This is a genomic window from Paenarthrobacter histidinolovorans (assembly GCF_014647595.1).
Lineage (GTDB): Bacteria > Actinomycetota > Actinomycetes > Actinomycetales > Micrococcaceae > Arthrobacter > Arthrobacter histidinolovorans.
In genome coordinates, this window is the sequence record NZ_BMPM01000006.1 from 1 (window position 1) to 14493 (window position 14493).

7 protein-coding genes and 1 rRNA gene are annotated in these 14493 nt (G+C 63.3%); 1 reads left to right on the plus strand and 7 read right to left on the minus strand.

Features of this window, described 5'->3' with window-relative positions:
• The 4 genes from IEY62_RS14395 to IEY62_RS14410 form a co-directional block, all read right to left on the minus strand.
• Positions 1 to 80 (minus strand): 16S ribosomal RNA (locus tag IEY62_RS14395); the annotation flags it as partial.
• Positions 81 to 690: 610 nt separating this feature from the next.
• Complete coding sequence (locus IEY62_RS14400; RefSeq protein ID WP_189019017.1) at positions 691 to 4344, minus strand: 1,4-alpha-glucan branching enzyme; 3654 nt, start codon at positions 4342 to 4344, stop codon at positions 691 to 693.
• 1 nt (position 4345) lies between these two features.
• Positions 4346 to 6142, minus strand: a complete 1797-nt coding sequence (gene treS, locus IEY62_RS14405; RefSeq protein WP_189019019.1) for a maltose alpha-D-glucosyltransferase — start codon at positions 6140 to 6142, stop codon at positions 4346 to 4348.
• A complete protein-coding gene (locus IEY62_RS14410; protein ID WP_189019493.1) occupies positions 6142 to 8226 on the minus strand; it encodes an alpha-1,4-glucan--maltose-1-phosphate maltosyltransferase in 2085 nt (694 codons plus the stop codon). The genes treS and IEY62_RS14410 overlap by 1 nt, the downstream gene beginning before the upstream one ends.
• Before the next feature lie 125 nt (positions 8227 to 8351).
• Here IEY62_RS14410 and glgP point away from each other — a divergent pair, with 125 nt between their 5' ends.
• On the plus strand, positions 8352 to 10976 hold the full coding sequence (gene glgP, locus IEY62_RS14415) for an alpha-glucan family phosphorylase (protein ID WP_189019021.1): 2625 nt from the start codon (positions 8352 to 8354) through the stop codon (positions 10974 to 10976).
• 481 nt (positions 10977 to 11457) lie between these two features.
• Here the strand turns inward: glgP and IEY62_RS14420 are convergent, their stop codons facing one another.
• Genes IEY62_RS14420 through glgX form a run of 3 tightly spaced genes read right to left on the minus strand, consistent with a single transcriptional unit; the run spans position 11458 to position 14465 of the window.
• Entirely contained in the window at positions 11458 to 11817 is a 360-nt protein-coding gene (locus IEY62_RS14420) for a barstar family protein (RefSeq protein WP_189019024.1), read from the minus strand.
• A gap of 6 nt (positions 11818 to 11823) precedes the next feature.
• On the minus strand, positions 11824 to 12324 hold the full coding sequence (locus tag IEY62_RS14425) for a ribonuclease domain-containing protein (protein ID WP_189019026.1): 501 nt from the start codon (positions 12322 to 12324) through the stop codon (positions 11824 to 11826).
• A gap of 26 nt (positions 12325 to 12350) precedes the next feature.
• Entirely contained in the window at positions 12351 to 14465 is a 2115-nt protein-coding gene (gene glgX / locus IEY62_RS14430; RefSeq protein ID WP_189019028.1) for a glycogen debranching protein GlgX, read from the minus strand.
• Between the last annotated feature and the right edge of the window lie 28 nt (positions 14466 to 14493).

The window sequence follows — 14493 nt, forward strand, 5'->3', positions numbered from 1 at the left end:
AGCTGGGATCATCGTTCGACTTGCATGTGTTAAGCACGCCGCCAGCGTTCATCCTGAGCCAGGATCAAACTCTCCGTTGAAAACAAAAAAATCAAACAGACACAACCACACCCACCGGAAATAACGGTAGAACGCGGCTGCACAAAATTCGAAACCAGCTGAAAACCAGACCACCACACACGGGGGTGCGCAATGATCCAGCCATAATTTCAACCAATCAAAAAACAATCGGTATCAACAAACTTGGCACACTATTGAGTTCTCAAACAACAGACACTAACCAGCACCACCCACACCCACAAGGGGTCCAGGATCGCTCCGGAGCAACTTTCCAAACTTACCGGCTGCTTCCCTCCGAGTCAAATCGGCAAGCTTGACTTGATTTTTCCTTGCGGTTTCTTGTCAGCTTGCGATCACAACTCGTGGAGCAGCGCGGGTATTAACTATACACACACTCTGCCGGGTTGGCAAAGCCCCCATCGCTTGGGCGCCTGCGCCCCGCGCCTGGCACCAGCAACCGGGCGGTGGCACCGCTGGGGCCGTCGGATGCCGCCGCCCGCGACCGGCGTCGAACATCTCCCAAGGAACGCAGCAACGCTCCCCCACCGCAGTGAAGGAGCGTTGCTTGGAAGCACCGCTTATGTGAGCGGGCGTCCAGGCCAACCAGACGGGACGTGAAGGAGCGTCCGACTACTCAGCCGGCGTGAACCAGGATGCTCCGAGCGGCGGAAGCGTGACAGACAACGCGGCCGGTTGACCGTCCGTGCCCGGTGTCGATGCCTTCAACGAACCGGCGTTCACCACACCTGAACCTCCGTACGACTCAGCATCGGTGTTCAGGACTTCGGTCCATTCCCCCGCCTGCGGGACGCCCAGGATGTAATCGTGGTGCGGACCGCCGGAGAAGTTCACCGCGCATACCAGTGGCTTGCCGTTATTGCCCCAACGGATGAAGGTGAGGACGTTGTGGTCCGCGTCGCCTCCGTTGATCCACTGGAAACCGCCGGCCTCGTTGTCCTTCTCGTAGAGGGCAGGCGTGGAGGCGTACACCTCGTTGAGGTCCTTGACCAGAAGCTGCAAGCCACGGTGCGCCGGAATGTCGGAGAGGAACCAGTCCAGCCCGTACTGCTCGGACCATTCCGCTTCCTGGCCGAATTCAGTGCCCATGAAGATGAGTTGCTTGCCGGGGTGCGACCACTGGTAGGCGAAGAAGGCGCGGAGGTTGGCCAGCTGCTGCCAGCGGTCGCCCGGCATCTTGCGCAGCATGGAGCCCTTCCCATGGACCACTTCGTCATGGCTGATGGGCAGCAGGAAGTTCTCCGTGAACGCATAAACCAGCGAGAAGGTGATGGTGCCGTGGTGCCACTTGCGGTTGATGGGGTCTTCGGAGATGTATTTCAGGGAGTCATGCATCCACCCCATGTTCCACTTCAGCCCAAAACCCAGGCCCCCGTGGTTGGTGGGCGCGGTAACGCCAGGGAATGCGGTGGACTCTTCAGCGATGACGATCGCGCCCGGGTGTGACTTGTAAACCGTCGCGTTGACTTCCTGCATGAAGGAGATGGCTTCCAGGTTCTCCCGGCCACCAAACTTGTTCGGGCGCCACTGGCCCTCTTCGCGCGAGTAGTCGAGGTAGATCATGGAGGCCACGGCGTCCACGCGCAGGCCGTCGATGTGGAACTCCTCCAACCAATAGAGCGCGTTGGCCACCAGGAAGTTCCGGACCTCGCTGCGGCCGAAGTCGAAAATCAGCGTGCCCCAATCGGGGTGCTCGCCCAGCGCCGGATCGGAGTGCTCGTACAGCGGCTGGCCGTCGAACTGCGCCAGCGCCCAGGAGTCCTTGGGGAAGTGGGCAGGTACCCAGTCCAGGAGGACTCCGATGCCGGCCTGGTGGAGCGAGTCCACCAGGAACCGGAACTCATCCGGGTGCCCGAAGCGCGAGGTCGGGGCAAAGTACGACGTCACCTGGTAACCCCATGAGCCACCGAAAGGGTGCTCGGCGACGGGCATGAATTCAACGTGGGTGAAGCCGAGCCACTTCACGTACTCCACAAGTTCCTTGGCGAGTTCCTTGTAGCCAAGGCCCAACCGCCACGAGCCCAGGTGGACTTCGTAGACGCTCATGGGCGAGTTGTGCGGATCCCGCCTGGCCCGGGCGGCCATCCAGTCCGCGTCCTTGAAGCGGTAACTGGCGTCCACTACCCGCGATGCCGTCAGCGGAGGAACCTCTGTCCCGAAAGCCAGGGGGTCGGCCTTTTCGATCCACTGGCCCGCCTTGGTCAGGATCTCGTATTTGTAGCACGCCCCTGCTACAACACCCGGAATGAAGATTTCCCAGACGCCCGAGGACCCCAGCGAGCGCATTCCGTGCGAGCGTCCGTCCCAACCATTGAAGTCACCCTTCACGCGGACTGCCTGCGCATTCGGCGCCCACACAGCAAAGGAAACGCCATCCACGTCGCTCAAAGCGGACCGGTAGTGCTGGACGTGCGCACCAAGGACATCCCAGAGACGTTCGTGGCGGCCCTCGCCGATCAGGTGCAGGTCAACCTCGCCCACAGTGGGCAGGTAGTGGTAGGGGTCATCGATGGTGACGGGTTCGACGTCGTACACCACTTCCAGGCGGTAGTCCGGCACATGCCCGGCCTGGAGCGGTTCCAGGACCGCTGTCCAGACTCCGTGCGACTCGTGTTCCATGGGGGTGCGGCCGGCCTCCGTCACCACGGTGACGGACTTGGCCAGGTGCTTCACTGTCCTGATGGTCACGTGGCCGTGGTCATCGAGGTGGGCACCAAGGACCGAATGCGGCGCGTGGTAAGCGCCGGCCGCCACGCGTTCCAAGGTCTCGGAGTCCACATGGAGGGGAACTCGGGGCCGTTCGGTACGTGCTGAGCCAGTCATGTCATTACCTTCCGCTGTTGCTGCCGCATGCTTGCCGCGGCTTGTGTTGTCGAGGATCCGTCGGGATGCGTTCACCGGTATCGACAACCAGTCGGGCCGGTTACGCAGCTCGTACACCACCTCGTATAAGGCCTTGTCCAGCCACAATGCCACAAAGAGCGGCGACTGGAGGTCAATGGTTCCCGGGGTGACTTCGCTGTACCCCTCAAGGAAGGCGGCAGCACAGTCATCTACCCAGGTCTCCGGCACCTGCGCCCCAGGATTCTCCCGGCTGGCAGCACCGGCGGCGTAGTCGAAAGAGCGCAGCATGCCGGTGACGTCGCGGAGGGGAAGATCAGGGGTGTTCCGTTCGTCGATCGTCCGCAGCGGCTCACCCTCGAAGTCCAGGATCGCCCAGCGGCCCGGTTGCGTCCCGGCGCCGGCAACGCGCAGGATCTGGCCCAGGTGGAGATCACCGTGGACCCGCTGCAACTGGCCCACGGCCCGGGGGTCCAAGGCCGCCAGCAGTTCGTCAAGGTTTGTGTCATAAGGCCCGACGGCGGACGCCGCCTCAGCCCACGACTGCCGGACCCGTCGGGCAACAGTGGCGATGATGTCCGGGCCCTGCTCCTGGCCGTCGTGGGTGCCGAAGGTTTCCGCCAGCCTGGCGTGAACCGTGGCGGTGGCTTTCCCGAGTCCCCGGGCCTCATCGGTGAAGTCCTTGCCGGCAGCGGCGGCATCAACAGCCAACCGCCAGGCGTCCAGGCCGCCGACCAGGAATTCGTGCGCGACCGTCAGCTCGCCGGTGGCCGCCGCCGCTTCTATCGAACCCGGAGCATTCCACGAGCCCGTGATCCATCCCAGCGTCGCGGGAACCTCGCTCGTCCCCGCAGCGGTCAATGCCGCACCCAGCTCAACCTCGGGATTCCTGCCGGCCGAAAGCACCCGGAAGATTTTTACGATCGCCGCCGAGTCGCCGTCGTCGATAATGACGGACGTATTGGACTGTTCGCCGGAAAGGACCCGCACGGACACGGGGTTTTCCGGCAGCGGGACACGGCCACGGGTGAGGTGGCCCCGGGCCGAATCAACAGCCCCTTCGCTGCGCATGAGCTGCAGCCAGGCCGTAACAAATTCGGTGTCGTAGACGGCGTCGTACACCAGCCGCAGGCCCAGCTCAGGATCCGTGTACTCGCCCAAGAGAGCCGAGGGCGCATCAACCAGCGGCTGGCTGTGGAAGCTCAACGGGACCTGGACCACGTCGGTCCGGGGACCGCCGTCGGCCGTCCGGTGCGTGACGGCCAGCAACAGGATCTCCAGCACCGCGTCACCGCTGCCGTGAAGCCTGAAACCGCCCACCTGCTCCAATGCGAAGTCGGGGCTCTTGACCGGGAACCAGCGTTTGCCGGGAAGCCAGGTCCGCAGAAGTCCTTCAATGGAGGGGTTCAAGTTTTCCTTGTTCATCTCATCCTCTGGAGGTCACCACTGGAATCGCCTGGGTAAAAGGCGACGAGGGATTCGAAAATGCCGAGCGGACCCGCAGCCAGTAGAAGCTGTGGCTGCCCAGCATCACGGTCAGGTGACCGTTGTCACCGACGGCCGGGAAAGGCTGGCCGCCAAAAATATCGCGCAGGCCGCGGCCCGCGAATTCGGGGATATCCAACGTTGCCGCGACCGGGTGCTGGGAGAGGTTGAAGACACAGAGAATGGTTTCCGCGTCTTCACCCTCCGGGTTCCCTGCCGGCAACTCCCGGACGTAGGCGAGCACCACCTCATGGTCGGCCTCAATATGCCGGAAGCCGCCCAGGCCAAACACCGGGTGGTTCTTCCGGACGCTGAGGATCTGCCGGGTCCACCGGAGCAGCGAGCCTGAGTGTGCGGCCTCGGCCTCCACGTTGGCCATGCTGTAGTTGTAAACAAGCGACTGGATCACCGGAAGATACAGCTTGCCGGGGTCCGCCGCGGAGAACCCCGCGTTGCGGTCCGGATTCCACTGCATGGGGGTGCGGACGGCGTCGCGGTCATCGAGCCAGATGTTGTCGCCCATGCCGATTTCATCCCCGTAGTACAGGAACGGGCTGCCCGGCAGGGACAGCAGCAGTGCGTTGATGAGCTCGATCTCGGAACGGGAATTGTCCAAAAGCGGCGCGAGGCGGCGGCGTATGCCAATGTTGGCGCGCATACGGGGATCCGGCGCATACCAACCGAGCATCGCCGCACGTTCCTCCGCGGGAACCATCTCCAGGGTCAGCTCATCGTGGTTCCGCAGGAAGGTCCCCCACTGGGCCCCCTTGGGAAGTTCCGGAGTGTCCCGGAACGTGTCGATGATGGGCGCGGCCTTCTGGTCACGGAGTGCGTAGTAGAGCCTGGGCATGATCGGGAAGTGGAAGGCCATGTGGCATTCGGGCGCTTCATCCGTCCCGAAATACTCCACGACCTCGTGCGGAGGTTGGTTCGCTTCCGCGATGATCACCCTGCCCGGATAGTTCGCATCAACCATCCGGCGCAGGTCCTGCAGGAACGTGTGGGTTGCAGGCAGGTTCTCGCAATTGGTGCCCTCCTCTTCGAAGAGGTAGGGGATGGCGTCGGCACGGAAACCGTCGATGCCCTGGTCCAGCCAAAACCGGATGACGTCGTAGAGAGCCTCGATGACCTTGGGGTTTTCGAAGTTCAGGTCCGGCTGGTGGCTGAAGAACCGGTGCCAAAAGAACTGCCGGCGGATCGGATCGAAGGTCCAGTTGGACTCCTCCGTGTCGACGAAGATGATGCGGGCGTCCTGGTACTTCTCGTCGGTGTCGCTCCACACATAGAAATCGCCATAGGGTCCGGTTGGATCCTTGCGGGACTCCTGGAACCAGGGGTGCTGGTCTGAGGTGTGGTTCAGCGGAAGGTCGATGATCACCCGGACTCCGCGGGCGTGGGCCTCGGCCACCAGCCGTTTGAAGTCGCTGATGGTACCGAATTCGTCCAGCACCGACGTGTAGTCCGCGATGTCGTAGCCGCCATCGCGCAACGGGGAATGGAAGAACGGCGGCAACCAAAGGCAGTCAACACCCAGCCACTGCAGGTAGTCCAGTTTGTCGATCAAGCCTTGGAAGTCGCCGGAACCATCCCCGTTGGCGTCCGCAAAAGCCCGCACCAGTACCTCGTAGAAGACTGCCTTGCGGTACCAGAGCGGATCATGCTGGAGGCCGGGGGCATTCAACTCGAAGGTGTTCTTCGGGGTGAAGTACTGGCTGGGATTCTGCGGAGAAAAACTCACTAAGGCTGCCTCCGGATGCTCAGGACGTGTGCCGGTTCCACGTGGGCATCGAGGCGGACATAATTGTGTTCGCCCCACCACCAGCTCTGGCCGCTGATGAGGTCATCAACACGGAACAGGCCATCTTCGTTGAGATCGGCCGGGTCCAGGTCCAGGGCCGCCAGGTCCAGGGAAACGGTGCTTTCGCGGGCACTGTGCGGATCCACATTGACCACCATGATCAAGGTGTCCTTGGTCCCGTCAGCCAAGGTCTTGTGCTTGGAGTACACGATCGTGGCGTCATCGGTGCTGCGGTGGATGGTCAGGTTCTGCAGGTCACCCAGCGCCAAGTGGTCCTTGCGGATCGTGTTCAGCCGTGTGATGTACGGGGCCAGGGTCCGGCCGGATTCGGCGGCGCCCTCCCAGTCCCTGGCTTTGTACTCGTACTTCTCGTTGTCGATGTACTCCTCCGCGCCGGGACGGGCCACATGCTCGTACAGCTCGTAGCCGGCGTAGACGCCCCACAGCGGACTTGCCGTGGCCGCAAGGACCGCCCGGATGCGGAAGGCTGCAGGACCGCCGTACTGCAGGTACTCAGTAAGGATGTCCGGGGTGTTGACGAAGAAGTTCGGACGGAAGTATGCCGGGCTTACGTGGCTGACTTCGTGGAAGTACTCCTCGAGCTCGGCTTTGGTGTTCCGCCAGGTGAAGTACGTGTAGGACTGCTGGAATCCGGCCCTGCCCAAGGCATGCATCATGGGCGGGCGTGTGAAGGCCTCCGCCAGGAACACGACCTCGGGGTTCTTCTTGTTGATCTTGCCGATCAGCCATTCCCAGAACCACACGGGCTTGGTGTGCGGGTTGTCCACGCGGAAAATCTTGACCCCGTGGCTGATCCACAACTGCACGATCCGCAGGATCTCCTTGGAAAGGCCCGCGGGATCGTTGTCGAAGTTCAGGGGGTAAATGTCCTGGTACTTTTTGGGCGGGTTCTCGGCATAGGCGATTGAACCGTCCACGCGGGTGGTAAACCATTCCGGGTTGGACGTGACCCAAGGGTGGTCCGGGGCTGCCTGCAATGCCAGGTCCAGGGCCACTTCAAGGCCAAGTTCATTGGCCCGGGCCACGAAAGCGTCAAAGTCCTCGAACGTACCCAGTTCAGGGTGGATGGCGTCGTGCCCGCCGTCCTTGGAACCAATGGCCCACGGCGAACCCGGATCCTGGGGCCCCGGAGTCAACGTGTTGTTGCGGCCCTTGCGGTGCTGGAAACCGATCGGGTGGATGGGCGGCAGGTAGATGACGTCGAAGCCCATGTCCGCGACGGCGTCGAGCCTCCTGGCCGCCGTGCGGAAGTTGCCGGACGTCCACACCCCGGTGGAGTGGTCCAGGACGGCGCCTTCGGAACGCGGGAAGAACTCGTACCAGGAACCACGGCCCGCCAGGTCGCGCTCCACCTGGAGCGGGAACCGCTCCGAAACGGTCACCAGCTCGCGGATGGGAAGACGCCCGACGGCGGCCAGCACCTCAGGGCTGAAACCGGCGCCAAGGCGCTCCTCGGCTGTCTTGGTGGTGTCGGAAAGCACAACGGACGCGGCACGCAAGGTGCGCTTTTCAGCGCCGGTGCGTCCGGCGTCGTCCGCTGCTCCCGCGAGGAGGGCCGCGCCTTCGGCGAGCATCAACTCGACGTCAATGCCTGCGGCGACCTTCACCTCGGCGTTGTGATGCCAGGTGCCGTAGCGGTCGTGCCATGCCTCGATGACGAAGGACCAGGCGCCGGTGCCGCTGGGGGTAATCAGGCCCTCCCAACGATCCAGGCCCTTCCACTGCTCGCCCTGGGCCGGGTGCAGTCGCACGCGCTGGCGCTCCCTGCCCCGCGGATCAAGCAGCACGGCGGACACGCCCAGCTGGTCATGCCCCTCGCGGAAGACGGTGGCGCCGACCACCAGATCCTCACCAGGCAACGCTTTCGCCGGGAAACGGCCACCCTCAACCACCGGCTGCACGGCAGTGATGGGGAACCGCCCGAAGCGAAGTCCGTTGGTGATGTCCGTGGTCGTCTTGGAATTCAGAACGGTGGTGGTTCGCGCAGTTTTCGTCACAACCACGACGTTAGCGACAAAAATCACAGAATGCTAAGCAAACGAGGTTTCTCCTTGACGCAAGATGACTTTTACCTAAAAGAAACCCAATGCAGTTCCGACTGCCATGGGAGTCCGTTAGTGTGGCGCTCGTGAAGGCTATTCGAAGGTTTACAGTCCGTACCGTCCTCCCCGAGCCCATCCGGCCACTGGCCCGATTGGCGACCAATTTGCGCTGGTCCTGGCACCGGCCAACACGGGAACTTTTCGCGAGCCTTAATCCGGCTCTCTGGGAGGCCTCGCAGCACGACCCCATCGCTCTTCTGGGTTCGATCAGCCGCGAACAGCTACAGGACCTGGCAAACAACGGCGAGGTAGTGGACCGCGTACAGCACGCCGCGGCAGATCTTGACCGCTACCTCAGCGAGCCGCGCTGGTACCAAGGCCTCGGCGAAGGCGCTCCGGCGTGCATCGCCTACTTCTCCCCCGAATTCGGCATCACCGAAGTCCTCCCGCAGTACTCCGGTGGCCTCGGCATCCTGGCAGGCGACCACCTCAAAGCCGCTTCGGACCTCGGTGTGCCGCTGATCGGCGTCGGGCTCCTGTACCAGGCCGGGTACTTCAAGCAATCACTGTCCCGCGATGCATGGCAGCAGGAAACCTACCCCGTGCTGGACCCCGACGGCCTTCCGCTGACCCTGCTCCGCCACCCCGCCAAGGATGGCGCCCAGGGCAAGCCGGTCCACATCTCCCTGCCGCTGCCCAACGGCCGCGAGCTTCACGCGCACGTGTGGCGAGCCGACGTCGGACGCGTTCCGTTGCTGCTGCTGGACTCCAATGTCCCCTCCAATGACGAAGCCGCCCGCGGCATCACCGACCGCCTCTACGGCGGCGGCGGGGACCACCGCCTCCAGCAGGAACTCCTGCTGGGCATGGGCGGGGTCAAGGCCCTGCGCGTCTACCAGGAGCTCACCGGCACACCTGCTCCCGAGGTCTTCCACACCAACGAGGGACACGCCGGTTTCCTGGGGATCGAACGCATCCAGGAGGCCATGTCCGATCCCAACGAGCCCCTCAGCTGGGACGAAGCCCTCGCCGCCGGCCGTGCGTCCACAGTTTTCACCACGCACACGCCCGTGCCGGCCGGGATCGACCGTTTTGAGTCGCTCCAGATCAAGCACTTCTTCGACGCCGGACTGGCACCTGCCGTCCCCACCGAACGGATCCTGGAACTCGGCCGCGAAAACTACGACGGCGGCAACCCTTCCGTTTTCAACATGGCCGTCATGGGCCTGCGTCTGGCGCAGCGCGCCAACGGTGTGGCGAAGCTGCACGGCGTGGTCTCCCGCGAAATGTTCTCCGGACTCTGGCCAGGATTCGACCATTCCGAAATTCCCATCACCTCCGTCACCAACGGCGTCCACGTCCCCACCTGGGTGGACCCGCGGATCTCGTCGCTGGCCCGGCACCAGTTCGGCGCCGAAGCTGAGGCGATGGGACGCTGGGACCTGGCGTACAACGTCAGCGACGAAGACGTCTGGGGCCTCCGGCGCGAATTGCGGGCACAGCTCATTGAGGACGTCCGACGCCGGCTCCGGGCTTCGTGGAAGAAGCGCGGGGCCGCCGATGCCGAGCTCGGTTGGACGGACTCTGTCCTGGACCCGGACGTGCTCACCATCGGCTTTGCACGCCGCGTCCCAACCTACAAGAGGCTCACCCTCATGCTGCGCGACCCCGCACGGTTGAAGGCCCTGCTGCTGGATCCGAAGCATCCCATCCAACTGGTCATCGCCGGCAAGTCACACCCGGCCGACGACGCCGGCAAGAAGATGATCCAGGACCTGGTCCGCTTCACCGACGACCCCGAGGTCCGCCACCGGATCGTGTTCCTGCCGAACTACGACATCGCCATGGCACGCACCCTGTTCCCCGGCTGCGACGTCTGGCTCAACAACCCGCTGCGCCCGCTGGAAGCCTGCGGCACATCCGGCATGAAGGCCGCCATCAACGGCTCCCTCAACCTTTCAGTCCTGGACGGCTGGTGGGACGAAATGTACGACGGCGAAAACGGCTGGGCGATCCCGACGGCCAATAACGGCGCATCCGCCGACGAACGGGATGACATCGAGGCCTCGGCCCTCTACGAGCTCCTGGAAACCCAGGTGGCACCGCGCTTCTACGGCACCACGGTCGCCCAGGGCGCAGGAGCAGCTGGCCCGTCCGAGTCCAGCCAGGAAAGCGTTCCGACGCACTGGGTCTCCATGATCAAGCACACGCTCGCAAATCTCGGCCCTGCCGTCTCGGCTGAACGGATGCTCCACGATTACGTCAACAACCTCTACTGCCCGGCCGCTGTTTCCGGCCGCAGGGCTGTTGCCGAATCGTTCAAGGAAGCCAAGGAACTCGCAGCCTGGACATCAAAGGTGCGCAGTGCATGGCCGCAGGTGGTGGTGGAACACGTTGACTCCGTCGGTGTGTCCGAGGAACCCCAGGTAGGCGACAGCCTCCAGGTCAACGCCTACATCGCCCTGAACAACCTGACTCCCGACGACGTCTCCGTGGAAGTCGCTTTTGGCCGCGCGGAGGAATCCGACGAACTCGAAGACATCGTGGTGGCGGAGCTGGACTCCGTGGAGGACCTCGGCAACGGCCGGCACCTCTTCAACGGCTCCTTGGTCATCAACCGCTCGGGCTCGTTCGGCTACACCGTGCGCGTATTCCCGAAGCACTCCGCGCTGGCTTCCAAGGCTGAGCTGGGGCTGATCGCGAACGCCTAAGCGCAATAACGTGGCTGACCCGCTTTTCCGTTGCTGGGTAACAACAACGGAAAAGCGGGTCAGCGACTACTCTTGCTGTTCCTCAAAGCTCCACGAATCTGATGATTAATTCCCCAGGGCTCCTCGCAGGAGTCCCGTATATACACTGCGCACAATTCCCGTCTGCCGGACTGGCATGCCCACCATGGAGTTCGCACGCCGGTGCGAATCGTTCACTGCATCTCTTTCAGCAACTTCTCAGCGGCGTCTACGTACTGCTGGCTCTTCTTCTTGAGTTCCGTAAGTACTGCCTCATCTTGCCGTCGATCGAAATATACAATCTTTCGCGTCACGATTAGCCGGCACGCGCCACTTACCTTTTTGTGGACGGTTTCAACAACGCGCGGGGCAACCGATGCCCGCTACGTCTCAGCTCGCCGCATGGTCATTCCGGGCGGTTCCCGTCCGGGCGTTGGCCCGCACGAACGGTACGTCGGCGCAGTTAGTGCTGGAACACTGCAATGACCGCCAGGTCGCGGCCGGCGTAGCGCTCTGCGTCCTGCAAGATCTCGCAGACAACGCCGAATGAGCGATCCGTGCGGTACGCCGCGGGGACCTGCCAGATCATGGTCACGGGGCTGCCATCATCCTCCGACAGGGCATCCGCGTAGTCATGCAGGGAATCGTTCAGGGCATCCAGGTTCACGCCGTAGTACTCCGGGAAGTCCAGAACCTGTCCGAAGACCTCGAGGACCGTCTGCTTGGTGGAAGCTGGGGGGACGAGCACTGTCCTGCGGCCGGCGTCGGACACCTGCTCCTGCAGTTCCTCCACGGTCCAGGTGTCTGCTGAGTAGATTTTCATGGGCTCCTACTTGCCTTCGACAATGAACTTGAACGACTCGTAATGATCCGGCGTGTAGTACTTCGCTGCGTCCTTGCCAACAATGATCCGCCGGGCGCCGCGATCCGACTCCCCCGGCGTGGGCACGGTGTATTCCTTGTAGAAACCACCGGATTTCTTGGGCAGCAGGCCCTCGAAATTGCCGAAGTTCACGCCGTCACGGTCGTAAGGATACGGACCCCCTTTGGCGATGAGGGCCAGGGTTTGGCGGGCTTCCGCCGGTAGTTGGGAGGCATTGATCGACAGCAGCCCGGACGGGTTGGCGACGCCGGTCGTCTCGGCCCTGCCGGGCCCAGCGGATGGCGACGACGGCACGGGCCCAGGCACCGGCGTCGTGGTTTGGACGTTGGAGCCGGGCGCCGAAGAGGGCGCCGTCAGCGTGCCTCCACCCACCATTGCGACCACCAGCACGACGACGGCGATCACCAGCCCCGCGAACGCCACCAGTTTGCTGCGGCTGCGGTTCATGCGAAGTTCTCCCTGTGGGTCGACGCCTACGTGCGGTAGATGTTGATGGTATTGGCTTGCAGGATATCCCGCTCACCGGAGGCCACCAACGCACCCTTCCGGCGGTCGTGCAGCACCGACGTGGTGAACCTGAGCTCGAACATGCGCTTGCCGATCCCCGTTTCGCTCAGGATCTCCGGCAGCACCATCTTCACGTCATGGTTGCTGCCGTTGACCACAATAAGGCCCCGGATTTCGCTGTCCTCGTGACCCATGAGCAGCTGGACGGCCCGAACGCCCGGATCGTTCCACCGTGCCGGTGTCATCCGCTTGCCCTTGTCATCAAACCACTGAAGGCTTGAATCGTTGGCCTGGCCCGGAAAGCTCTCGGGCTGGTGCCGAAGGAACCAGCGGCGGAGCCTGACAAGCTCCCGGGTGGTCCGGAACATGGCGTTGGCTTCCTGGGTCCGGCTCCAGTCAAGCCACGCCGTCGGGTTGTCCTGGCAGTAGGCATTGTTGTTGCCCTGCTGGGTGCGGCCCAGTTCGTCACCGGCAGTGATCATGGGCACGCCGATGGAGATCAGCAGCGTGGCCATCAGATTCCGGATGGACAGGGCGCGGGCGGCGACAATGGCTTCGTTCTCGCTGCGGCCTTCCACACCGTGGTTGTAGCTGCGATTGTCGCCGTGCCCATCACGGTTCTGCTCGCCGTTGGCCTCGTTGTGCTTGCGGTCGTAGCTGACAAGGTCCTTAAGGGTGAAGCCATCGTGGGCCGTAATGAAGTTCACCGACGCCAGCCGGGTGCGGCCCGAGGACGCAAACAGATTCGCCGAACCGGCCATCAGCTCAGCCAACGACGCCACCGAACCACCCTGGCCGCCGGCTTCGATGGCCGCGCGGTCGGAGAGCCAGAAGCTGCGGACGCCGTCGCGGAAGTGATCGTTCCAGTCCGACCATCCCTGCGGGAACCGGCCGGTCTGCCAGCCGCCGTAGCCTACGTCCCACGGCTCGGAAATAAGTTTGACTGCCGACAACACCGGATCCTCGGCGATGGCCTGCAGGAAGGGGTGCTGGGGATCGAAGGTGTTTCCGGCGTCGCGGCACAAGGTCACTGCGAGGTCGAAGCGGAATCCGTCCACATGGAATTCGTTGACCCAATAACGCAACGAGTCCAGGGCAAGGTCCACCACCACAGGATCGCTGAAATCCAGGGTGTTGCCGCAGCCGGTGGTGTCCAGGTAGCGGCCATGCGCGTCATGACGGTAGTAGCGTTGCTCCCCGAGTCCCCGGAAGCTCAGGGCCGGCCCGTCAGGACCCGCCTCCGCAGTGTGGTTGTAGACCACGTCCAGGATGACTTCGATGCCGGCGGCGTGAAGCAGCTTGATCATGCCCTTGAGTTCGTCCTGCACGGCGTGGGGACCTGCGTTGCGGGCAGCTTCAGTGGCGTAGTCGGAGTGCGGGGCGAAAAAGGCAGCAGTGTTGTAACCCCAGTAGTTGGTCATGCCGAGGTCCTGAAGATGGGATTCATCCAGGTGGAAGTGGATGGGCAGGAGCTGCACCGCGGTGATGCCAAGTTCGGTGAGGTGTTGGATCATCACCGGGTGGGCCATTCCGGCGTACGTCCCCCGGAGGTGCTCGGGAATCTCTGGGTGCAGCATCGTCTGGCCCCGGACGTGGGCCTCATAAATGACCGAAGTCCTCATGGGAGTCCGTGGCGGCTGGTCGTCGCCCCAGTCAAAGCCGGTATCGACGTGGACGCTCGTCAGGAGCTCACCGTGCTGGTCCACAGCGCGACCGTAGGGATCGAGCAGGAGCCGCTGTCCGCCGTCGTCATCCGGATCCAGCGCCGGAACCGACATGGGCAGCACGTCCTCCGAAGGCGCCGCGCGGAACCCATAGCGCGTGCCCGGAGGGAAGCCGCCAACCAGCCCGAAATGCACGTCGTCCTCGATGTTGGGAAGTATCCGGGCCCGCCACGGTTCACCCGGCGCTTGGAACACAATCTCCACCCGTTCCAGGTCCGGTGCGAAGACTGCAACGTTTACTTCCAGGTTTTGCGTTCTCTCCGCATCCGAAAGACCGGGCTGGGGCGTGCTCAGTCCGAGGGGTCGGGGCCGCGACGCGTCGACGGCAGCTGCTGTGTCAAAGATAGGCATAACCATTGAAGGCAAGTTTAGTTCCACGCCCGGT